Annotated in this window: 24 protein-coding genes; 12 read left to right on the forward strand and 12 right to left on the reverse strand. The window is 66.7% G+C overall.

The annotated features are described in order from the left end of the window. The first annotated feature begins 69 nt into the window (after positions 1-69). The 3 genes from dxr to NP4_RS15640 are packed head-to-tail and all read left to right on the forward strand — an operon-like array spanning position 70 to position 3,543. On the forward strand, positions 70-1,209 hold the full coding sequence (dxr, locus tag NP4_RS15630) for a 1-deoxy-D-xylulose-5-phosphate reductoisomerase (protein WP_067998569.1): 1,140 nt from the start codon (positions 70-72) through the stop codon (positions 1,207-1,209). Between the two features lie 21 nt (positions 1,210-1,230). Continuing rightward, on the forward strand, positions 1,231-2,457 hold the full coding sequence (locus NP4_RS15635; RefSeq protein WP_067998301.1) for a M50 family metallopeptidase: 1,227 nt from the start codon (positions 1,231-1,233) through the stop codon (positions 2,455-2,457). 21 nt (positions 2,458-2,478) lie between these two features. Continuing rightward, positions 2,479-3,543 carry a threonine aldolase family protein gene (locus tag NP4_RS15640; protein WP_067998571.1) on the forward strand — a complete coding sequence of 355 codons (1,065 nt, stop codon included), beginning with the start codon at positions 2,479-2,481 and terminating at the stop codon, positions 3,541-3,543. 3 nt (positions 3,544-3,546) lie between these two features. Here NP4_RS15640 and NP4_RS15645 read toward each other — a convergent pair whose 3' ends face one another. Next, entirely contained in the window at positions 3,547-3,906 is a 360-nt protein-coding gene (locus tag NP4_RS15645) for an ACT domain-containing protein (protein ID WP_067998573.1), read from the reverse strand. A gap of 192 nt (positions 3,907-4,098) precedes the next feature. Between NP4_RS15645 and NP4_RS15650 the strand changes: the two genes are divergently transcribed. Beyond that, positions 4,099-4,395, forward strand: coding sequence for a hypothetical protein (locus NP4_RS15650; protein WP_067998303.1), 297 nt, complete (start codon positions 4,099-4,101; stop codon positions 4,393-4,395). A 33-nt stretch (positions 4,396-4,428) separates the two neighbouring features. On the opposite strand, the gene NP4_RS15655 is transcribed toward NP4_RS15650, so the two are convergent. From NP4_RS15655 to NP4_RS15670, 4 genes are all read right to left on the reverse strand, one after another. Continuing rightward, positions 4,429-4,770: a hypothetical protein gene (locus NP4_RS15655; protein WP_067998305.1), complete on the reverse strand. Its 342-nt coding sequence runs from the start codon at positions 4,768-4,770 to the stop codon at positions 4,429-4,431. Positions 4,771-4,904: 134 nt separating this feature from the next. Continuing rightward, complete coding sequence (locus NP4_RS15660; protein ID WP_067998307.1) at positions 4,905-6,074, reverse strand: aldose epimerase family protein; 1,170 nt, start codon at positions 6,072-6,074, stop codon at positions 4,905-4,907. A gap of 72 nt (positions 6,075-6,146) precedes the next feature. Beyond that, positions 6,147-6,542 carry an ArsR/SmtB family transcription factor gene (locus NP4_RS15665; RefSeq protein ID WP_067998309.1) on the reverse strand — a complete coding sequence of 132 codons (396 nt, stop codon included), beginning with the start codon at positions 6,540-6,542 and terminating at the stop codon, positions 6,147-6,149. Beyond that, on the reverse strand, positions 6,542-7,198 hold the full coding sequence (locus NP4_RS15670) for an SRPBCC family protein (protein WP_067998311.1): 657 nt from the start codon (positions 7,196-7,198) through the stop codon (positions 6,542-6,544). Before NP4_RS15670 ends, NP4_RS15665 begins: the two co-directional genes overlap by 1 nt. Positions 7,199-7,314: 116 nt before the next feature. Between NP4_RS15670 and NP4_RS15675 the strand changes: the two genes are divergently transcribed. Beyond that, positions 7,315-7,959, forward strand: a complete 645-nt coding sequence (locus NP4_RS15675; protein WP_067998313.1) for a dihydrofolate reductase family protein — start codon at positions 7,315-7,317, stop codon at positions 7,957-7,959. A gap of 282 nt (positions 7,960-8,241) precedes the next feature. Next, the gene (locus NP4_RS15680) at positions 8,242-8,433 is read left to right on the forward strand and encodes a CGNR zinc finger domain-containing protein (protein ID WP_067998315.1); all 192 of its coding nucleotides are present in this window, start codon (positions 8,242-8,244) and stop codon (positions 8,431-8,433) included. An 80-nt stretch (positions 8,434-8,513) separates the two neighbouring features. Here NP4_RS15680 and NP4_RS15685 read toward each other — a convergent pair whose 3' ends face one another. After that, positions 8,514-8,717: a hypothetical protein gene (locus tag NP4_RS15685; RefSeq protein ID WP_147288003.1), complete on the reverse strand. Its 204-nt coding sequence runs from the start codon at positions 8,715-8,717 to the stop codon at positions 8,514-8,516. An 87-nt stretch (positions 8,718-8,804) separates the two neighbouring features. After that, positions 8,805-9,077, reverse strand: coding sequence for a hypothetical protein (locus tag NP4_RS40955; protein WP_147288002.1), 273 nt, complete (start codon positions 9,075-9,077; stop codon positions 8,805-8,807). A gap of 47 nt (positions 9,078-9,124) precedes the next feature. On the opposite strand from NP4_RS40955, the gene NP4_RS15695 reads away from it, so the two are divergent. Then, complete coding sequence (locus NP4_RS15695; RefSeq protein WP_067998321.1) at positions 9,125-9,811, forward strand: PAS and ANTAR domain-containing protein; 687 nt, start codon at positions 9,125-9,127, stop codon at positions 9,809-9,811. A gap of 94 nt (positions 9,812-9,905) precedes the next feature. Next, complete coding sequence (rox, locus tag NP4_RS15700) at positions 9,906-11,336, forward strand: rifampin monooxygenase (protein WP_067998323.1); 1,431 nt, start codon at positions 9,906-9,908, stop codon at positions 11,334-11,336. Here the strand turns inward: rox and NP4_RS15705 are convergent. Then, entirely contained in the window at positions 11,297-12,208 is a 912-nt protein-coding gene (locus NP4_RS15705; protein WP_067998325.1) for a LysR family transcriptional regulator, read from the reverse strand. The genes rox and NP4_RS15705 overlap by 40 nt on opposite strands. A gap of 83 nt (positions 12,209-12,291) precedes the next feature. On the opposite strand from NP4_RS15705, the gene NP4_RS15710 reads away from it, so the two are divergent. Next, a complete protein-coding gene (locus NP4_RS15710; protein ID WP_245998092.1) occupies positions 12,292-13,200 on the forward strand; it encodes a DMT family transporter in 909 nt (302 codons plus the stop codon). A gap of 52 nt (positions 13,201-13,252) precedes the next feature. Continuing rightward, on the forward strand, positions 13,253-13,528 hold the full coding sequence (locus NP4_RS39930; protein WP_245998216.1) for a pyridoxamine 5'-phosphate oxidase family protein: 276 nt from the start codon (positions 13,253-13,255) through the stop codon (positions 13,526-13,528). Here NP4_RS39930 and NP4_RS15715 read toward each other — a convergent pair. Next, positions 13,476-13,862, reverse strand: coding sequence for a hypothetical protein (locus NP4_RS15715; protein ID WP_147288001.1), 387 nt, complete (start codon positions 13,860-13,862; stop codon positions 13,476-13,478). The two genes, NP4_RS39930 and NP4_RS15715, sit on opposite strands and share 53 nt — an antisense overlap. Before the next feature lie 227 nt (positions 13,863-14,089). Between NP4_RS15715 and NP4_RS15720 the strand changes: the two genes are divergently transcribed. Then, entirely contained in the window at positions 14,090-15,556 is a 1,467-nt protein-coding gene (locus tag NP4_RS15720; RefSeq protein WP_067998331.1) for a M28 family metallopeptidase, read from the forward strand. A gap of 4 nt (positions 15,557-15,560) precedes the next feature. Here the strand turns inward: NP4_RS15720 and NP4_RS15725 are convergent, their stop codons facing one another. The 3 genes from NP4_RS15725 to NP4_RS15735 form a co-directional block, all read right to left on the reverse strand. Continuing rightward, positions 15,561-17,072 (reverse strand): right-handed parallel beta-helix repeat-containing protein, encoded by a 1,512-nt coding sequence (locus NP4_RS15725; protein ID WP_147288000.1) that lies wholly within the window; start codon positions 17,070-17,072, stop codon positions 15,561-15,563. Between the two features lie 199 nt (positions 17,073-17,271). Next, positions 17,272-18,000: a hypothetical protein gene (locus tag NP4_RS40960; RefSeq protein WP_067998336.1), complete on the reverse strand. Its 729-nt coding sequence runs from the start codon at positions 17,998-18,000 to the stop codon at positions 17,272-17,274. A gap of 60 nt (positions 18,001-18,060) precedes the next feature. Beyond that, a complete protein-coding gene (locus tag NP4_RS15735) occupies positions 18,061-19,989 on the reverse strand; it encodes a M3 family metallopeptidase (RefSeq protein WP_067998338.1) in 1,929 nt (642 codons plus the stop codon). A 68-nt stretch (positions 19,990-20,057) separates the two neighbouring features. On the opposite strand from NP4_RS15735, the gene NP4_RS15740 reads away from it, so the two are divergent. Then, entirely contained in the window at positions 20,058-20,489 is a 432-nt protein-coding gene (locus tag NP4_RS15740; RefSeq protein WP_067998340.1) for a nitroreductase family deazaflavin-dependent oxidoreductase, read from the forward strand. Positions 20,490-20,495: the final 6 nt, after the last annotated feature.

Genomic DNA, 20,495 nt, shown 5'->3' on the forward strand with positions numbered 1-20,495 from the left:
CATACGACCGCCCGTCGTAGCCAGCCGACCCGCTCTCCCCGATATCCGCCTGTCCGCGACAATGTGTGGGTGTCCGACATCGTGAGAGTCCTGCTGCTGGGCAGCACCGGTTCCATTGGCACGCAGGCGCTGGAGGTGATCGCGGCCGATCCCGATCGGTTCCAGGTCGTGGGCCTGGCCGCGCGGGGCGGCAACAGCGAGCTGCTGGCCGAGCAGATGCGGGCCACCGGCGTCACCAACGTCGCCGTCGCCGATCCGGCGGCCGCCGCGAAACTCGGTGTGGCCCTGGCCGGTCCGGACGCCGCCACCGAACTGGTCCGGCGCACCGAGGCCGATGTGGTGCTCAACGCGCTGGTCGGTTCGCTCGGCCTGGGCCCGACGCTGGCGACGCTGCAATCGGGTCGCCGCCTGGCCCTGGCCAATAAGGAATCGCTGGTGGCCGGTGGTTCGCTGGTGACCCGCGCGGCCGCGCCCGGCCAGATCGTGCCGGTCGATTCCGAACACTCCGCCATGGCCCAGTGTCTGCGCGGCGGCCGTGCCGAGGAGGTGGCGAGGCTGGTACTCACCGCCTCGGGCGGCCCGTTCCGGGGCTGGACCGGCGAGATGCTCGAATCGGTCAGCCCGGCCGAGGCCAAAGCGCATCCGACCTGGTCGATGGGGCAGATGAATACGCTGAATTCGGCGACGCTGGTGAACAAGGGCCTCGAACTGATCGAGGCGCACATGCTGTTCGGCATCGACTACGACGACATCGATGTGACCGTGCATCCGCAGTCGATCGTGCATTCCATGGTCACCTTCACCGACGGTTCCACCCTCGCCCAGGCCAGTCCGCCGGATATGAAACTGCCGATCGGGCTGGCGCTGGGCTGGCCCGATCGCGTCCCCGGCGTGCTCGCGCCGCTGGACTTCACCGAGGCGTTCACCTGGGAGTTCGCCCCCGTGGACGACGAGGTGTTCCCCGCGGTCGAACTGGCCCGTCAGGCCGGTAAGGCGGGCGGCTGCGTGACCGCGGTCTACAACGCCGCCAATGAGATCGCGGTGCAGGCGTTCCTGGACGGGCAGCTCCGATTCCCCGATATCGTGCGCACGGTCGCGCGTGTGGTCGAGTCGGCCGACCGTTGGAGCGCCGAACCCGCTACCTTGGACGAGGTGCTCGCGGCTGATGCGTGGGCGCGCGAGCGTGCGCGTACGCACGTCGCCAACTGACGCAGGAGGGTTCGAAACCGCATGGGCTTCGCGATCGGATTCGTGCTGTTCGCGCTGGGTATCACGGTATCGGTGGCACTGCACGAATGCGGGCACATGTGGGCGGCGCAGGCCACCGGCATGAAGGTCCGACGCTACTTCATCGGTTTCGGGCCGAAGGTCTTCTCCTTCCGCCGCGGTGAGACCGAATACGGCCTCAAGGCGCTGCCGCTGGGTGGTTTCTGCGATATCGCCGGGATGACCGCGCTGGACGAGATCGATCCGCGCGATCTGGATCGGGCGATGTACCGGCAGGCGACCTGGAAGCGGCTGATCGTCATGTTCGGCGGGATCTTCATGAACTTCCTGCTCGGCTTCCTGCTGATCATGCTGATGGCCGTCGTATGGGGACTGCCGCGCCTGAGCGACACCCCGCCGGACACGATGATCGATACGCCCAGCTGTGTGGCCAACGAGAAGCCGAAGGCGCAGGGTTATGAGAGCTGCACCGGCACCGGGCCGGCCGGGGCCGCCGGGCTGAAGCGCGGTGATCTGGTGACCGCGATCGACGGCAGCCCCATCACCACGTGGGATCAGTTCCGGTCCAATACCGAGAACAAGTCCGGTCCGATCGTCTACACCGTCAAGCGCGACGGCCAGACCCTCGACATCACCGTCGTCCCGCAGCAGGCGACCACCTATCTCGACCCGGTTACCAAGAAGCCCACCGATACCCCGCGCACTGTCTCCAAGGTCGGCGTCGGCAAGATGCTGGCCTACGATCCGGTGAAATACAATGTGCTGTCGGCGATTCCGGCCTCGGCGTCGTTCACCGGCACCATGTTCGTCAATGTCGCCCAGTCGCTCGCGCATATGCCCGCCAAGGTCGTGAGCCTCTGGCATGCCGTCACCGGCGGCCAGCGCGATCAGGACACCCCGATCAGCGTGTACGGCGCCAGCCGCATCGGCGGCGAGACGGCCGAGCACGGGCTGTGGAACGTCTTCGTACTCACCCTCGCGAGTCTGAACTTCTTCCTCGGCGCGTTCAACCTGTTGCCGCTGCTGCCGCTGGACGGCGGTCATATCGCGGTGGTCATCTACGAGAAACTGCGAAACCTGGTGCGCGGCAGGCGCGGTCTGCCCCCGGGCGCTCCGGTCGACTATCTCAAACTGCTCCCCGCGACATATGTGGTCGTGGTGATCGGCGGCGCGTACACGGTGCTGACCCTCGTCGCGGACGTGGTGAATCCGATCAAGCTGTTCCCCTAGTGATGAGCGATGATCGAGGGCATGTCGGCCACGGATAAGCTCACTCGGGAATTCGGTAGCGACAACACCGCGGGTACGCTGCCGCGGATCGTCGAGGCGGTCGCCGCCGCGGCGGCGGGGCAGGCGCCGCCCTATGGGGCGGACAGCTGGTCGAGCGCCCTTCGGCAGCGGCTCGGTGAGATCTTCGAGCGTGAGGTCCACATCGCGCTCGTGAGCACCGGCACCGCCGCCAATGTCACGGGCCTTGCCTGTGTGACGCCGCCGTGGGGTGCGGTGCTGTGCCATCGCGACAGTCATCTGCTCAACGACGAATCCAGCGCGCCCGAATTCGCCACCGGCGGTGCGAGATTGACGCCACTGGGCGGTGTGGACACCAAGATCGACGCCGATGAATTGGCGAATGCGGTCGGTCGCGGCGCGGGCGATGCGCACAAGGTGCAACCGGCGGCGCTGAGCATTACGCAGATCACCGAGACCGGCAGCGTCTACACAGTGCCGGAGATCCGCCGACTCACGACGATCGCGAAGGGGGCGGGTCTGCGCGTGCACATGGACGGCGCGCGGTTCACCAACGCACTGGTCGCCCTGGGTTGCAGTCCGGCCGAGATGACCTGGCGCTCGGGCGTGGACGTGCTGTCGTTCGGCACCACCAAGAACGGCACGATGACCGCCGAGGCGATCGTGCTGTTCGACCGAACCCTCGCGACCGAACTGGATTTCCGCGTCAAACGCTCGGGCCAGCTGGGATCCAAGCTACGCTTCCAGGCCGCGCAGATTCTCGCCTACCTCGACGACGACCTGTGGCTGCGCAACGCCCGCCACGCCAATGCCATGGCCGCGCGATTGCTGGCCGGGCTCAGCGCCGTTCCCTCGATCTCGATTGTCGGTGCGCCGCAGGCGAATATCGTGTTCTGCCGATTGCCCAGGCCCCTCATCGACGGTCTGCACGCCCGCGGCTTCGGCTTCCACGCCGATCGCTGGGAGCCGGGCGTCGCACGATTGGTCACCTCTTTCGCCACCACGGCCGACGAGGTCGACGCATTGGTGAGCGCGGCCGCGGAACTGGCCCGGCAGCACTGCGGCTGAACGCTATTCGGCGATGCGGTGCCCCGCGTCGCGCAGCGCGTCGGTGGCCTCGTCGAGCCGGTGCGCGGGCACCAGCACCAGGTCGGCGTGATAGGTCGAGGCGACGAATACCGGGATCCCGCATTCGGCCAGCGGCCCGATCACCGCAGCGAGCATGCCCGGCTGGTTCAGACTGTGTGCCGCGTCACCGTAGAAACCCTTCCAGATCTCGCCCTCGGCCCACGCCGGCGCCTCGCGAATCGCGGTGAGCCCCTCCGGCGCTCGCACGAGCGCGATCCATTCGTCGTCCTCGGGGAACGTCGAATTGGGTAGATGCTCGACGGCGAACTGCGACGGCACGATCCGAAGACGTTGCGTGGTCATGCGGTGATCGTATGTGGCACGGCCGCACAGCGGAATTCGCGGGCGCGCGAATTGTACCGGTGGCGTACCGGACCGCGCGAATTCGGAATTCACGCGAAATCGGTTGTTTCACGAAGCGATCTCTGGATACCCGTAGGAGAACGCCATCTAGCCGGGCGGACTTGTCACTACAGCGGGAAGGAAACCGGACATATGTTGATGCTCACCCCCACCGCCCTCGAGGCTGTTCGCACGCTGACCTCGGCGGAGGGTACGCCGCAGGAGGCCGGATTGCGGATCTACGCCGATGAGGAGCAGTCGCTGCAACTCGCGGTCGCCGCCGCACCGGCCGAACAGGATCAGGTTCTCGATGCGGAAGGGTCGCGAATCTTCCTGGACCAGCAGGCCGCCGCATTCCTGGACGACAAGATTCTCGACACCGGCCTGGACGCCGACGGCCAGGGCGCATTCGTGCTCGCGCAGCAGGAGCAGGACGCCGCGGGCAAGTAACAGCCGCTGCCGTCGTCCCGGGCGCTGAGCCGTTCACGCCCGGGCGGCCGCGACCAATGGCCGTTCGGTGGTCTCCGACTGTGGCGTCTCGCGGTCGACGACCCGCATGAACAGCCGAAACATAGCCAGCTCCAAGCCGATTCCGATCTCGTTGGCGTGGTAGGCAGCCAGCTCCACGGCCAGGCAGTTGTCGACGAGGCGAAGATCACTGAGGGTTTCGTCGAGCACCATTCCGCTCATGGCCTGATCCCGGGTCAGTGCGAACTCGGGCAACCAGCTCAGCGCCCAGTGGCCGCCGTAGGCCGAGGGGAGATACTGTGCGAATTCGGGGGTGATATCGCTGGTCATGAACCATTCGGTGATGTGCAGTGCCATCCGTCCGCCCTCGGTGTCGAGTCGCCTATAACGCTTAAGTAACGGTACGGCTCGTAATCTGCGCGTGATGCGAATCACCAAGAACCTAAACGGATTTGAAGGCCAGCCTTAAGGTGATATTCGAGAGCCTTTCGCTATTCGACGCCGAGTTGGATCGCGGTGGTCTGGTGATAGGTCCGACCGGGATTCAGTGTGGTGCTTGGGAATTCGGGATGGTTGGGGGAGTCGGGGAAATGCTGGGTCTCCAGCGCGAGTGCGGCGCCCTGACGATAGGTGTGGCCGCTGGTTCCGGGGAACGCTCCGGACAGGAAGTTGCCGGAGTAGAACTGGATTCCGGGTTCGGTGGTGCTCATGGTCATTTTGCGACCGGACCTCGGATCCTGCACGGTGGCAGCCGATACCAGTGAGGTGTCGTCACCGCGGTTGAGCACCCAGTTCAGGTCGTAGCCCTGTCCGGTGATCAGCTGCGGATCGGCCTCGGTGATGCGAGCGCCGATCGCGGTCGGGGTGGTGAAATCCATCGGGGTGCCCTTCACCGCGGCGAGTTGGCCGGTGGGGATCTGGGTCGCGTCAGTGGGGGTATAGCGGTCGGCGTTGAGGGTCAGTTTCTCGTCGTAGATGTCTTGATCCGATTCGCCGCCGAGATTCCAATAGCTGTGGTTGGTCAGATTCACCACGGTCGGCGCATCGGTGGTGGCGTCGTAGTCGATGGTCAGCCGATTTTCGCGATCGAGGGTGTAGGTGACGGTTGCCGTAAGTGTGCCGGGGTAGCCCATTTCCCCTGCCGGGCTGACATATCGCAGCCGCAGTCCGACCTTGTCCGCACTGGGCGGCACCGTCGTCGCTTGCCATACCTTCTGATCGAATCCCGCGGTGCCGCCGTGCAGACTGTTGCCGTTGTTGTTCACCGGCACATGGAACTCGGTGCCGTCGAGTGTGAAGGCCCCCTTGGCGATTCGATTCGCGTACCGGCCCACGATCGCACCGAAATAGGGCTTGCTGGCAAAGTTGTTGCTGGCCAGATATCCGTCCAGATTCGGAAATCCGAGCACCACATTCGCCGCGTGCCCGTCTCGATCGGGCGCGTCGAGCGACTGGATGATCCCGCCGTAATCCAGAATCCGCACCACCATCCCGTGCCCGCTGGACAGCGCGTACCGCGTCACCGGAGTGCCGTTCACCTGGCCGAACGATTCGCTCGTGAGCGCGGGTGGCGCCTGTGGCGCACTCGTGGTCTGCCCGCACGCGGCCAGCGCACCGACCCCGGCCAATGCCATTACTCGCAGAAAGATGTTGCCTCGCACAGCCCACCTCCCACATCCGCCCCGCCCTGGGCCATTATCGGCAAGGGCGGCAACGGATGTCCCGTGAATGGCTCAGGCGTGGCGGGCCTGATCGTCCGAAGCCGCGTCGGGGGCGTGCTTTCGTCGCGTGCGTTTGCCGCGGGCGATTTCCGTGGCGAGGGCGTCGAGCGGCTGGGCGAATTGGGCCAGGGGATCGGTGAGTCGGGTGAGCCAGGCGCGGGCCGCTTCGACGCCGGAGCTGTCGAGGGTGTAGAGGCGGCGGGTGCCGTCGGCCTGCGTCATCACCAGACCGGCGTCGCGCAGCACCTTGAGATGCTGGGAGACGCCGGGCTGGGAGATGGTCGTGAATTGTTGCACGGCAGCGACTATCGCCCCGGCGGGTTGTTCGTTCGAAGCCAGAAGTTCGAGGATGTAGCGGCGCACCGGGTCGCCGAGGGCCTCGAAGATCTTCGCCGGGGAGGCGTCCATCAGGACTGGGAGCCCTCCTCCGGTTCGACCGTGTAGAAGGTGATCGTCTGTTCGGCGGCCGTACGCGCGACGGTCGGATCATCGCCGTCGGCGATCGCCGCGTCGGCCCAGCCGTTGGCCGCGACCCGCACGAAGGTGATGCCCTCGGGCGTGGTCGGGAAGGTGAGACCCTCCTCGGGATCGACGGCTTCCCCGCTGGCCAGGTGCAGGCCGAGTGACATCAGGACCAGATCCCAGCCGACGCCGACCGCGCCCGGGCCGTACTGGGTCCACATGCCGGGATCGATCACGGCCTCATGGCGCAGTTCCAGCGTCGTATGGTCCGCGTCCGGGGTGAGCGTGACCTGCACCCACGAGATCTGCGGTCCCATCTCCCAGGTGACCGTGAACCGCCGCGGCGCATCGCATTCCTCGACGACACCGTGGGCATTGCCCTCGAGCTGATAACTCCCACCGACCTTCAGTTCGCCGGTGACCGGCAGGAACCAGCGCGGAATCCGCTCGGCGGTGGTCAGCGCGTCCCACAGATCGGCCTGATCGGTGGCGTAGTCGCGTCGCGCGATCGCGATCCGGGTCGGCATGCCGTCCCGAGCTCCGGTGTGCACCTCGCGAACGACGAGTCCGGCGACGGCCGCCGGATCGGTGAGCAGGGCCATGGCATCCTCCTTTATAAGTTTGAACTTATATTAGCGCATCCGCTCGCCCCTTGATCACGCGCCGTCGCCTCGATAGAGTCCAAACTGATTGCAGTTTGCAACCGGAGAGGGTTTCGATGAAGCAGTTGGTGCGCGTTCAGAACTTCATGCTGTCCAGCGACGGCTATGGCGCGGGGGAGGGGCAGAGCCTGGATCGACCGTTCGGCGACGCCGATGGGCCCGCGTTGTTCTCGTGGGCGGGCGCGACCGCGCACTGGCCCAACCGAACCGATCCCGGCGGAACCTATGGTCTCGACGATTACTGCACCCGTGACTACCGCAACAATATCGGCGCGGAAATCATGGGCCGCAACAAGTTCGGCCCGCAGCGTGGGCCATGGGAGAACTACGACTGGCAGGGCTGGTGGGGCGACGAACCGCCGTTCCGGACCCCGGTTTTCGTCCTCACCCACCACCCGCGCCCGTCATTCACCCTGGGTGCCACCACATTCCATTTCCTCGACGCCTCCCCGAAGGAAGCCCTGGCCCGGGCCTTCGACGCCGCCGACGGTATGGATGTGCGCATCGGCGGCGGCATCGAGACGGTCCGGCAATTCCTCGACGCCGACCTCATCGACACGATGCACGTCGCGGTGGCCTCGGTGGAATTCGGTCGCGGGGAACGATTGTGGGTCAGCGCCGACGAATTGCTCGACCGTTTTCATCTGGAGCGCATCCCGAGCCCGAGTGGAGTGGTGCATCACTTCTTCTGGCGCCGATAAGAGGTCCGGGGCCTAGGCGGCCGGGCGCGGTCGGCGGGCGGCCAGGACGATTCCCGTGCCGGTGATGAGCAGTCCGACCCGTGAGCGCAGACACCCGCCGAAACTTCAGCTACCTGGGCGGCGAGCCCTGGCTGAACCTGCTGGGAACCGTCGCCGACCGGCTCGGCTCCGACCCCTTCGAACGGCTGTGGGACACCGACCGGCTGACCGAATGGCTGCATCACGAATTACGCCGCCGACGGAACCCTGCGCTTCACCGCGCCGGAATCGGTTCCCCAGGCCATGGCCTGGCTGGTCCGCCAGGCCATCACCACCTTGACCACCGACACCGCGGCAAAATTGCAGACCTGTTCGGAACCGATCTGCGGCGCAATCTTTCTCGATCCCACCGGCCGCCGCCGCTGGTGTCCCACCGGCCGCTGCGGAGTCAAGGCCCGGGTGCGCGCCCACCGGCAGCGTATGGCCGCCGAGTAGTCCGGTCATCGCTGCCCCTGAATCTATCGGCAGGCGCGCGACGGGCCGGTGTTCGTAGCCTGTAAAGCGGCCTGGACGAGCTAGGTCGCGGGCAGTGGGGAGGGATACGAGCCGATGAGGCTTGCGAGTAGCTGGTTGATGATCGGGGCGGTTGTGGTGCTCAGCGCCTGCGGGACAGGTGATTCCGGATCGAAGACGCCGCAGTCGACCACGGCGGCCAAACCATCGGTCACCACCACGGCTCCGGCGAGTTCGACGGTGGCCAAGCCTGTTTCGGAGCGCACGCCCGATCACGGTGCGCCGCAACAGAATGGTGGTCCGGTGGATGCGCCCCGGCCGCCCGGCGGCACGGACAACTGCGGACCAGATTTCTACTGCGGTGAAATCCCGCCACCGGCCCCACCGGGTGGCACCGACAACTGCGGTCCCGAGCACCCCTGTGGGGTAATCCCGCCACCGGGTGGCACCGACAACTGCGGTCCCGAACATCCCTGTGGTGAAATCCCCACCACCACCGCGACGACCTCACCGGCCCCGACCACCACGGTCGCCGTGACATCGCCGCCGGTCACCACCACCCAGGCCCCGGCGACGACGCAAACCACCCCGGCGGGCACCTCACCGGCGCAGTGATCAGCGGCCATTGCCGCGGCACATGTTTGGCGACGCCTGTCCGGGAATACCGACAGGGATGGACGAATCAATCGACCCGATCACCAGCGATGCGCCCCGCGGGGCGGTGGGTAGCGGCCTGCCGTCCACGGTGGGCAGCTTTCGCGTGTGGTTCGCCACCCGCCGGTGGGAGTGGTCGGAGAACATGTATCGAATGCACGGATACGTGCCGGGCGAGATCGAGCCCACAACCGAATTGATTCTCGGACACAAACATCCCGACGATCGCGATCATGTCGCCGAACTCATCAACCGATCGTTGAATCAGCGTGAACCGTTTTCCAGTCGGCATCGCTTCTTCGACACCGGCGGAATCGAACACAATGTGATGGTCGTCGCCGACCTGATCCGTGACGACGATGGGGAGCCGGTGGGCACGTCGGGCTTCTACATCGACCTGACCGACACTCTCGCCGAGGCGGGTACGGCGGCGGTGAATGCGGCACTACCGGAGGTCGTTCGCGCGCGAGCGGAGATCGAACAGGCCAAAGGCGTACTGATGCGCATGTATCGGGTCAGCGCCGATCAGGCGTTTCGGGTCCTGGTCTGGCGATCGCAGGAAACCAATGTGAAGGTGCGCGACCTGGCCGCCCAACTGCTGGTCGATCTGGACCGGCTGCCCACCTGCCCGCCGGATCTGTTGAGCCAGTTCGATCACCTGCTGCTGACCGCGCACGAGCGGATGAACCGTAACGGCGGAAATTGAGAACGGAAAGGGATCTGTTCCTCCTCCCATTTCAACTTATAACGCACCCGGGGCCTTGCCGCAAGACCCGGGGTATGCCGCACAATCGCTGACCGTGATTGATGTGATGGTCGTCGGCGCTGGGCCGACCGGGGTAATGCTGGCGAGCGAATTGCGTTTGCAGGGCGTGAACGTGCTCGTACTGGAAAGGGATGCACAACCGACCGAGGTGGTCCGCGCGCTCGGCATGCACGCGCGCACCATGGAGGTGCTCGAGCAGCGCGGTGTACTGGATCGGTTTCTCGAGCACGGCCATACGCATCCGCTGCGCTCGTATGTCGCGGGGATCGATAAGCCGCAGCCCGAGGGGTTGGATACCACACATCCGTATGTGCTCGCCCTGCCGCAGCCGGTCACCGAGCGGCTCCTGACCGAGCACGCCGTGGAACTCGGCGTCGAGATCCGCCGCGACAGCGAAGTGGTCGCGCTGAGCCAGGACGAGCGGGGTGTGACCGTCGAGCTGGCCGACGGCACGCGGTTGCGCTCGCGCTATCTCGTCGGCTGCGACGGCGGCCGCAGCACCGTGCGCAAACTGGTCGGCATCGGCTTTCCGGGCGAGCCCTCCCGGGTCGACACGCTGCTGGGCGAGATGCGTCTGACGGCGGATCAGGACACGGTGACCGCCGTGACGACCGAGATCCGCAAGACACAGAAGCTGTTCGGCGCGGGACATCTCGGCGATGGCGTGTACCGCGTCGTCGTACCCGCGGCCGAGGTGGCCGAGGACCGCACGGTCGCCCCGACCCTCGCGGAGTTCAAGCGGCAGCTGATGGCCACCGCGGGCACCGACTTCGGCGTGCACTCCCCGCGCTGGCTGTCCCGCTTCGGCGATGCCACCCGGCAGGCCGAACGCTATCGGGCCGATCGGGTGCTACTGGCCGGCGACGCCGCGCACATCCATCCGCCGATCGGCGGGCAGGGCCTCAACCTCGGCATTCAGGACGCGTTCAACCTGGGCTGGAAGTTGGCCGCCACGGTCCACGGCTGGGCTCCCGAGGGGCTGCTGGATACCTATGCGGCCGAACGACATCCGGTGGCCGCGGCCGTGCTCGACCAGACTCGCGCGCAGATGGAACTGGTCTCCCTCACACCCGGCGCTCAGGCCGTGCGCCGGTTGATCTCGGAGCTGATGGATTTCGAGGAGGTGAACCGCTATCTGATCGAGAAGATCATCGCGGTCGGAATCCGCTACGACTTCGGTGCGGGTGATCCACTGCTCGGTCGTCGGCTACGGAATATCGACCTGAAGCAGGGCCGCCTCTACGAGCGGATGCACGAGGGCCGCGGGTTGCTGCTCGATCGGACCGGTCTGCTGTCCGTCTCGGGCTGGGCGGACCGGATCGACCACATCGTCGATGCCGATGCGGAATTGGACGTCCCCGCGGTGTTGCTGCGCCCCGACGGTCATGTGGTGTGGGTGGGTGCGGAGCAGCAGGGGTTGGTCGATCAGCTGCCCAATTGGTTCGGTGCGGCGAGAACGTCCTGAGCGCTCGCGACGGCGGTGAACAATTCGACCGCGCGGCGCGCGGCGGGATTGTGCGCCATGGGTTTTCGGATCGCGATGCGGATGTGCCGGATCGGCGTCGGATCGGTCAGCCCGACCGTGACCAGATCCGGCGGCAGATCCGCGGCCGCGAGCCGGGGGAGCACCGTGATGCCGATACCCGTGGCGACCAGCGTCAGCGCGGTGCGATAGTCGGGCGCCTGGATCTGGAATCGCGGCACGATCCCGGCGCGGGTACAGGCGTCGAGTGTGATCTGACGGCACAGTCCGTCGCGCTGCTCGTTATCGATCCAATTCCGGTCGGCGAGGGCGGCCAGCGGAACCTCGAGTCGTCCGGCGATCGGATCGTCGGCGCGGACCGCGACGACATACGGGTCGGCGGTGAGCCGGTGCACGGCGACGGCCGCGGACCGGGTCGGTGGGGTCTCCTCGGTGAACACCTCGATATCGTGGCGGCCCTCGCCGATCTCGATCGTCCGCAATTCCAGTCGTAGCTGCGGGAATTCGGTGCGCAACGCGTCGACGATCGGCGGCAGCCACAGCGCGCCGACCGAGGAGATGTATCCGATGGACAAGCTGCCGACCCGGCCGGCGCGCAGATCGTCGACGACCGCGTCCAGGCGGGCGAGCTCCTCGAACACATCCTCCGAGGCGGCCGCGAGGGCGCGTCCGGCCGCGGTGAGTTCGATACCGCGGCCGACGCGCTCGACCAGCTGCAAGCCGGTCTCGCGCTGTAATGCCGCGAGCTGCTGGCTCGCGGCCGACGGGGTGTAGCCGAGGGTCGTGGCGCTGGCCCGGATCGATCCGGTGGCGACGACGGTGCGCAGCAGTCGCAGCCGGGTGATGTCGATCATGCCCTCAATCGTACAGATGAACTTAACTGTTGTACTCGATCGTTCGCTTGTCCTGTTCTTTTCCGAGATCCACGATGGTCGATGTGACCATCGAAACGCGCACCGCGCCATCCAGCCCGCCGAACACGTCCAATATCGACTTCCGTTCCGCCGCAGCGGTTGTGATCGCGGTCGTGGTGTGGGCGTCGGCCTTCGTCGCGATTCGGGACGCGGGCCCGGCGCTGTCCTCCGCGCCGATGGCACTGCTGCGGCTCGCGGTGGCCGCGCTGGCATTGACGGTTCTCGTCGGACTCCGCGGCGGAGTTCGGCTGCCGCGCGCTCGGACGCCCTGGCTTCTGGTCATCGGTTACGCCGTGCTCTGGCTGGCCGGGTACACCGTCGCCCTCAATGCCGCCGAACGGCATGTGGACGCGGGTACCGCGGCGTTGCTGGTCAATCTCGCACCACTGCTGGTCGCCCTCGGGGCCGCGGCACTGCTGCGCGAAAAGCTCTCTCGCGCACTGGTTGTCGGCATGTCGGTCGCACTGGCCGGTGTCACGACCATCGCGTTCGGCACCGCCGGTCGGCACGATATGCTCGGGGTGACCCTGTGCCTGCTGTCCGCGGTCCTCTACGCCGCCGGGGTGCTGGTCCAGAAGGCCGCGCTGCGCCACGTCGACGCTCTCACCGCGATCTGGCTGGGCTGCCTCATCGCCACCGTGGTCCTACTGCCGTGGACGCCCCAGTTGATCACCGAACTGTCCTCCGCCCCGGCGCGCACCATCGCCGACGGCGTCTATCTCGGATTATTCCCCACCGCAATAGGTTTCACCGCCTGGTCCTACGCCCTGCGCCGCACCGACGCCGCCCGCCTCACCACGACCAGCTACGCCATTCCCGCGGTCTCGGTATTGCTGTCGTGGCTGCTGCTCGCCGAGGCGCCCACCCCCTGGGCGCTCGCGGGCGGCGCGGTCTGTCTACTGGGTGTGGCGATCTCGCGCCGACGGTCGTAGGCTGCGCTGGGACGACGAAAAAGGTTCGGCCATGGCCACATTCGACGACGATATGCGCCTGATCGTCACCAGCGCCAAATTGGCATTCGTCGCGACCATCGGCCCCGACGGTGCGCCCAATGTGTCGCCGAAGGGATCGGTGCGCATCTACGACGACGGTCGGCTGATCTTCATGGATATCGACTCGCCCGGCACCGTCGCGAACCTCGCCGCCGATTCGCGCCGACGAGGCCCAACTCGTCGAGCAGTGGCGGCGGACCTACACTTCCGGATAGTCAGTCGGCCAGCAGCGGCGAGGCGGGGACGTGCACGTGGGGGTAGAGATTGAACGGATTCACGTTCTCCAGAATCACATTCACCAGGGTGACCGCGGAGTCGATGGTGAGCGATTCGCCCCCGGGATTCGCGCAGGTGCCGGAATTGATGGTCACCGGATCGGACGAATTGTTGTTGATCGATAGCGTCGGAAAGGCGACCGGGACATCCTGACACTCGCCGGTGGGAATCGCGTAGAAAGTCCGCGCGCCCTGACCACCGGTCAGCGAATACCCGCACACATGGCCGTCGGGACAGGTATCGGCCGACGCCATGGGCGCGGGCCCGAGGGAAATCCCCAGGGTGACAAGAACGACGGTGAATATCAACGCACCAATTGTTCGCATGACACTCCCATTCCGTAGCCCAACCGGTTTGGCAATATCTCGGGTGGAATTTTACCGACCCTTGCGTTCCGCCTGGCATGTCGTGGGCCCCGGGCGTGCCGCGCAGATGCCCTCGGGCACCTCGATCACAAGCCCCTACCTGCGGAGTTCAATCGAGGTTTTGCCAAAGTTGTTGTGCGGCTTACCTTCCGATCATCGGGATCCATCTGTCCCTTGAAGGAGCCGACATGCCCCGCATCCCCCACCGCGCCAGGGCCGGTCACGTTTTCGCAGCCGCCGCCGCTCTGCCGCTCGTCCTGTCGTTCGCACTGGCCGGGTCCGCCCTCGCCGAACCCCAGCCACAACCCGCCGATACGATCCAAACGCCCGCCCCCAAACAGCATTTGGACAAACTCCAAGCCATTGCCAACGCCAACGGTGGCACCCGTGCCGCGGGTACGGCCGGTTACGACGCGTCCCGCGATTACGTGGCCGGTGAACTGCGCCGCGTGGGTTACGACGTGACCCTGCAGGCGTTCAGTTTCCAGTCCTTCCAGGAACGCACGACGGCGGTGCTGGAACAGGTCTCCGGCGGCCGCGCCACCTACAAACCGACTCCGCCGGGCCGCGGCGAACTCGGCGACTTCGCCACCCTGACCTATTCGGGCTCGGGCGAGGCGCGCGCGGCGGTACAGGGCGTCGATCTGGTCCTGCCGCCCGCGGCGCAGCCGAACACCTCCACCTCCGGCTGCGAGGCCGCGGACTTCGCGAACTTCACCCGCGGCAATATCGCTCTGCTGCAGCGCGGCGTCTGCACCTTCGCCGACAAGGCCCGAAACGCCCAGGCCGCCGGGGCTTCCGGCGTCATCATCTTCAACGAGGGCCAGCCGGGCCGGACCGCGGCCTACACCGAACCGCTCGACGAGACCGGCATCCGGATTCCGGTGGTCGGCGCGAGTTTCGCGGTCGGTCAGGGCCTGGCCGCCTCGGCGGGCTCGGTCGTGCGGCTGAAGACCGATACCGAGGCCCTGCCCCGCACCACCTACAACGTGATCGCGGAGTCCAAGCAGGGTAATGCGGACAAGGTCGTGATGGCGGGCTCGCATCTGGATTCGGTACGCGCCGGGGCCGGCATCAACGACAACGGTTCCGGCAGTGCGGGACTGCTCGATGTCGCACTGCAACTGGCCACCACCCAGCCCAAGAACAAACTCCGATTCGCCTGGTGGGGCGCGGAGGAACTCGGCCTGCTCGGCTCGAAGTACTACGTGTCGAACCTGTCCACGGCCAACCGCAATAAGATCGGGCTCTACCTCAACTTCGACATGATCGGTTCACCGAACTTCGCGTACAAGATCTACGCCGGTAGCGGCGGGCCGTCCGGCTCCGCCGAAATCGAGAAGAACTTCGCCCGCTACTTCGACTCCCAGAACATCCCGCACGTGACCACGCCGCTCGATGGTCGCTCCGACTACGGCCCGTTCATGCGAGCCGGAATCCCGGTGGGCGGCTTGTTCACCGGTGCCGAGGGCATCAAGACCCGCCAGGAACAGCAGATGTTCGGCGGCCAATCCGGCCGCGCCTACGACAGCTGCTACCACAGCGCCTGCGACACCATCAGCAACATCAACGACAAGGCCCTGACCGTCAACACCGCCGCGATCGCCGACGCGATGCGAACCTACGGCGCCAAGGCCACCTTGCCGCGCGGGTGACGCCTCAGCGACCACCCGTTTTCGTCGACCACAACGGCTCGGCTCCCGCGGCGTAAACGACGACGTTCCCGTCGTTCTGAACCGCCAGGGTCGAGCCGTTGGGGTTCGTGCCGGTCGCCCAGGCCGGTCTGCCCGCCGAATCGTAGACGACGAAGTTACCGTCTCTCTGCATGATCGCGACCACGCTGCCGCGGCCGTCGGTAGCACTGGCCCACAGGGGTTTACCCGTCTGGGTGAGCACGAGATTGCCGTCGTTCTGCAATGTGAGGGTGAAGCGGCCGTCGCACGAGGACAGCGCTTGGCCGGGGTAGAGGCCCTCGTCGGCGCGCATGACCCCGCAGGCGGCGGGCGCGGTGACGGGGACGCGCAGGATCGGCGGCTCGGAGATGCCGAGCACATACTGCAGCGTCGCGTTCTGGAACTCGGGCTGTAGGGTGCTCGCGGCCGTCGACTGAACCTGGAAACCGCCCGGGGCCGACTGTATTCCGTTGCAGCCCAAACCCGCCGCGCCCACATGTCGCGCCTGGTCGAGATTGTCGGTCACGGTCCAATTCGTCACACCGTTGACGGCGTAGCCGTAGCCGAAGTTCAAGCCCCGCAGCGTATTACCGGTCACAGTGGCCCCGTGGTTGGCGGCGGTCGAGCAGGTCCAGACCGCGGGACCCATCGCGATACCGACCTTGATGAAATGACTCCGGCCATCGATCACGTTGTTCTTCACCACGGTTCCGGTGTAATTGCCGCCGACCGGGGCGAAGTCGACCATATTGATGCCGCCCAGCAATGGGCGGGAGACGGCGACGATGGTGTTGTTCTGAATCGTGGAGCCCGGGGCCCCGAATACGACGATCGCGCCGTCGGTGGCGTCGGTCACGGTATTGCCCTGCACGAGGCTCGATCCGCAGGCCAACGAGATCCCGTCGGCCCAGGTCCCGTCGTCCTGCCCCGACGGTCCGATCTGGTTGTCGACAATGGTCGCCCGCTGACACTGCGGCACGTTATCGGTCACCGCGCCCTCGAAGATATGCAGTGCCGACCAGCTTCGGGGCTCGCGCGCGACGATCTCGCGCACGGTCTGATCCGTACCGGCCCCGCCCATCACGATGAGGGCCTCGCCCTTCGAACTGCCGAGGGCGGGCCGATTCCCGTCGACCTGCACATTGCGCAGCACCACACCGCTCTGCCCGCCGCCATTGACCGCCGTCGTCTGATCGCCGCCGCGCACGAGCAGTACGGCGCGGGTCCGATCGGTCGGATAGCCCTGTGTCGAAATCTCCTGGCCCGGCGCGGTGAATACGACCGGAGCGGCGAGTTCGAACACCGCATCCGGACACAGCACGGCCTTGGCTCCGCTGCCGACCAGCGCCGCATTGATGTCCGCCTCCGTACCCGAGGCGATACACCCCGTCGCGGCTGTCGTCTCCACCGCGCCGAGCGCGACCACCGCCGTGGTCCCCACGGCCGCACCGGCAATCGCCGCGACCAGCTTTCGGCGGACCGACCATCTTTTCCGCAAAACTACCTCCAGAAAGGGGAATTGGAATCGCACACCCGCACGCAAACGAGCGAAGCCCCGATCCGTACGGATCGGGGCTTCGTGGAAGTTGTTGCGGAAGAAGGGATTCCCGTGAACTCGGGATGAGCGCACACCTATGGCGCTGCGCCTACTATCACCCAAGCCCCCGGGACTGTCAACATCATGTGCGCTGGTCCGCTCACCACGATCGCCGCGCGACCCGCGCGGGCTGGCGCAGCCGTACCTCCGCTCGGAACGCCGCCACCGCCCTCGCCAGATCGCCGGTGACTCGGTAGAGCTCCTCGAACCGATCCACCAGCCGCAGCGTCTGCTCCGCCGCCTCGACCGGCGAATCCGCTGTGCCGTAGGCGATTTGACCGCCGTGGCTCGGGCTGTACACGCCCCATTTGATCGGCTCCCGCTCGCCGCCGGGCCAGAAGAAGCTGGCGACGATATCGGGCGCGAAAACCTTGCTCTCGCCGGGGGAGCGCAGGGGGCGGCGGTAGTGCGCCTCGGGTCGGGGGCCGCCGATGCCGCGCGCTTCCCAGCCGAGGGGGAGGCCGAGATGATCGGCGTGTTCGCGAGGTGAGGCGGGGCGCGGTTTGGCCAGGGGCCAGCCGGTGGGATCGGTCGGGTCGCTCCAGCGGATCCAGCGGATGCGCTCGCCTTCGACACCTTGCATATTCAGGACCTGACCGGTTTGGAACAGCACCCGCTCACCGCGCCCGTCGCGACGCCGGGTCACCTCGATCTCGGCCCGGTCCGGAAACCGCTGCCTTCGGTTCTGCCGCCGCACCTCGGCCTGACACCACTCACGCGCCCGTTCCAGGACGTTCGCGAGCTCCGCCTCATCGGAAATCTCGAAGGCGGTCGACAGGGTCCCGGGCGCGATGGCGACCGAGGCATCGATCACGATCCTGACCGTCATCACTCCATACTGACGACCGCGCCCTGCCCGATTTTCAGCAGCCCCCGGGGACGAGCGGCGTTATGGGGCGTCCGTCACCGGTGCCCGATCCAGCCAGGCGGCGAACGCGTCGAACGCGAATGGGCGACCGAGGAACTCGGCGACCAGATCCGCCGCGTCGCGCGATCCACCCGCGGCGAGGATTCGATCGCGATACCGACGCGCCACCACGGGATCGAACAGATCGTCGGCGTCGAAGGCCGAGAACAGATCCTTCGCGATGACCAGACTCCACAGGTAGGTGTAGTACGCGGAGGTGTAGCCGGTGAGATGCCCGAACGCGGTCTGGAAATGCGTCCCCGGCAACGGCGCGATCAGCCCGTAGCGGCTCATAGCGTCGAACACCGTCGCGGTGTGATCGGTGGGCCGCTCACTGTGCAGCAGATACGACACCGCGGTGTAGGCGACCTGGGTCCGAATCGAGATTCCCTTCCCGAAATCCTTCGCCGCCCGCATCCGCTCCACCAGCTCGGCCGGGATGGCCGCCCCGGACGCGTCGACGGCGAACGTCCCCAGAATCGAAGCGTCCCAAGCCCATTCCTCGAGCATCTGCGACGGCGCCTCGACGAAATCCCATTCGGTGGCAACCCCGGAGAACCGCGCCCAGCGCTGCCGCCCGCCGAGCACATGATGAATCAGATGCCCGAACTCGTGGAACAACGTGACGACCTCGTGGTGTTCCATCAACCCCCGCGAGAAGTTGCAGATCAGCACGCCCTCGGGCAGCAGCCGATCGCTGATCCCGCCGACGAGATCGAACTGCGCGGCATGCTTGTATTTGCCCTCGCGCGGATGCAGGTCGAGATAGATCCGACCGCACCGCACACCGTCGGCGTAGACGTCGTAGGCGGTGACCTCCGCATGCCAGCTCGGCACATCGACCGGTCGATACTCCAGCCCGAACAGCCGCCCGGTGACCTCGAGCAAACCGGCTCGCACCCGGGCGAAATCGAAGTACCGGCGCACCTCCCGCGCATCCACGTCGTACTGTTCGCGCCGGATCAGCTCGGTGTAGTAACCGACCTCGGAACGGTCGATCGCGGCGGCCCCGGGCTCGTCCGCCCGTCGCCGCGCGAGCAGCGCGTCCAGGTCACGCCGGGCGGCGGCGTCGGCGGCGGTGGAGATCCGCTCGATGAATTCGGCAATGGCCCCGCCGGTACCGATCATCTTGACCTCCGCGTCGTAGTCGGGCCAGCCGGCATAGCCGAGCAGCCGCGCCTTCTCCTCGCGCAGATCGAGAATCTCGTGCAGGACAACATCATTGGCGGGCCAGCCGCGACTCTCGAAGGCGACCGTGAGATCGCGGCGAGCCTCACCGTCGCGGGCGTACACCCGAAACGGCTGGTAGTCCGGATAGTCGGTGGTGATCGTGACCAGGCCGTCCTCGGCGGGCGGATGCGCGGCGAGGAAATCGGTGGGCAGCCCGTCGAGCCGCTCGGGCGCGAGCCTGACCGTGCGGACATCATCGCGAATGGTCCGACCGAATTGCTGTTCGAGCACCACGAGCCGCTCGGAGATCTCCCGCAGCCGGGCCCGGGTCGGATCGTCGCGATCCACGCCGCTGCGCCGGAAATCGCGCAGCACGTGTTCGCGCATGCGCCGGGCCTGCTCGTCGAGCCCGGCCGGATCGGTGGCCGCGACCACGTCGTAGAGCGCCCGATCGAGATCGCGATCGGTGCGGACCCGCTCGATCCGCGTCAGCAGTTCCTCGGCAAGCCCGCGCACCTCGGCCTCGGGATGGACCTCGATCAACAGCAGCGCGGCCGAATCGGCCCCGCGCAGCGCGATATCGGCGTCGTTCCACAACGCGAGCACCGCCTCGGTATCGCGGGTATCGCCGTCCCCGAGCCGTCGCAGCGTTTCGGTCACCGTGGTCAGTTGACCGAGCACGTACTCGGCGAGCCAATCGGACCAGCGGGTCGTGGGCAGAGCAAGCGGTTCGGGACTCATTCGTCGACAGTAACCGCCGTCGCGACCGCCCGGGAATGAGCAAAGCCGGAGCAACGTTTGCATCGTTCATGGCAACCGAATCCCCAGAACTGAGCCCCGAAGGTTGGGTGCAGGACCAGACGAAGAAGATTCTCGAGACCGGGACCACCGAGGGGATCGAGGTCCTCGGCAAGCCGGTCGTGTTGCTCACCCTGCGGGGCGCGAAATCCGGCAAACTGCGCTACACGCCGCTCATGCGGGTGGAGCACGAGGGCAGCTATGCGGCGGTGGCGTCCAAGGGCGGCGCTCCCGAGCATCCCACCTGGTACTACAACATCAAGGCGTATCCGGAGTTCCCGCTGCAGGACGGAACCGTGACCAAGACCTACGTCGCCCGCGAGGTCGAGGGCGAGGAGCGCGCGAAGTGGTGGGAGCGCGCCGTTGCGGCCTACCCGTCCTATGCCGAGTATCAGCTGAAGACCGACCGCCAGATCCCGGTCTTCGTACTCGACCCGAAGTGAGGTCGG

Origin of the sequence: Nocardia pseudobrasiliensis NBRC 108224 (assembly GCF_001613105.1) — a bacterium.
GTDB classification, from domain to species: domain Bacteria; phylum Actinomycetota; class Actinomycetes; order Mycobacteriales; family Mycobacteriaceae; genus Nocardia; species Nocardia pseudobrasiliensis.

Coding starts and splice junctions, on each gene's coding strand:
- NP4_RS15635 (WP_067998301.1), top strand. CDS start 1,231: ATGGGCTTCGCGATCGGATTCGTGCTGTTCGCGCTGGGTATCACGGTA.
- NP4_RS15640 (WP_067998571.1), top strand. CDS start 2,479: ATGTCGGCCACGGATAAGCTCACTCGGGAATTCGGTAGCGACAACACC.
- NP4_RS15645 (WP_067998573.1), bottom strand. CDS start 3,906: ATGACCACGCAACGTCTTCGGATCGTGCCGTCGCAGTTCGCCGTCGAG.
- NP4_RS15650 (WP_067998303.1), top strand. CDS start 4,099: ATGTTGATGCTCACCCCCACCGCCCTCGAGGCTGTTCGCACGCTGACC.
- NP4_RS15655 (WP_067998305.1), bottom strand. CDS start 4,770: ATGGCACTGCACATCACCGAATGGTTCATGACCAGCGATATCACCCCC.
- NP4_RS15665 (WP_067998309.1), bottom strand. CDS start 6,542: ATGGACGCCTCCCCGGCGAAGATCTTCGAGGCCCTCGGCGACCCGGTG.
- NP4_RS15670 (WP_067998311.1), bottom strand. CDS start 7,198: ATGGCCCTGCTCACCGATCCGGCGGCCGTCGCCGGACTCGTCGTTCGC.
- NP4_RS15675 (WP_067998313.1), top strand. CDS start 7,315: ATGAAGCAGTTGGTGCGCGTTCAGAACTTCATGCTGTCCAGCGACGGC.
- NP4_RS15680 (WP_067998315.1), top strand. CDS start 8,242: ATGGCCTGGCTGGTCCGCCAGGCCATCACCACCTTGACCACCGACACC.
- NP4_RS40955 (WP_147288002.1), bottom strand. CDS start 9,077: ATGGCCGCTGATCACTGCGCCGGTGAGGTGCCCGCCGGGGTGGTTTGC.
- NP4_RS15695 (WP_067998321.1), top strand. CDS start 9,125: ATGGACGAATCAATCGACCCGATCACCAGCGATGCGCCCCGCGGGGCG.
- NP4_RS15705 (WP_067998325.1), bottom strand. CDS start 12,208: ATGATCGACATCACCCGGCTGCGACTGCTGCGCACCGTCGTCGCCACC.
- NP4_RS39930 (WP_245998216.1), top strand. CDS start 13,253: ATGCGCCTGATCGTCACCAGCGCCAAATTGGCATTCGTCGCGACCATC.
- NP4_RS15715 (WP_147288001.1), bottom strand. CDS start 13,862: ATGCGAACAATTGGTGCGTTGATATTCACCGTCGTTCTTGTCACCCTG.
- NP4_RS15720 (WP_067998331.1), top strand. CDS start 14,090: ATGCCCCGCATCCCCCACCGCGCCAGGGCCGGTCACGTTTTCGCAGCC.
- NP4_RS40960 (WP_067998336.1), bottom strand. CDS start 18,000: ATGACGGTCAGGATCGTGATCGATGCCTCGGTCGCCATCGCGCCCGGG.
- NP4_RS15735 (WP_067998338.1), bottom strand. CDS start 19,989: ATGAGTCCCGAACCGCTTGCTCTGCCCACGACCCGCTGGTCCGATTGG.
- NP4_RS15740 (WP_067998340.1), top strand. CDS start 20,058: ATGGCAACCGAATCCCCAGAACTGAGCCCCGAAGGTTGGGTGCAGGAC.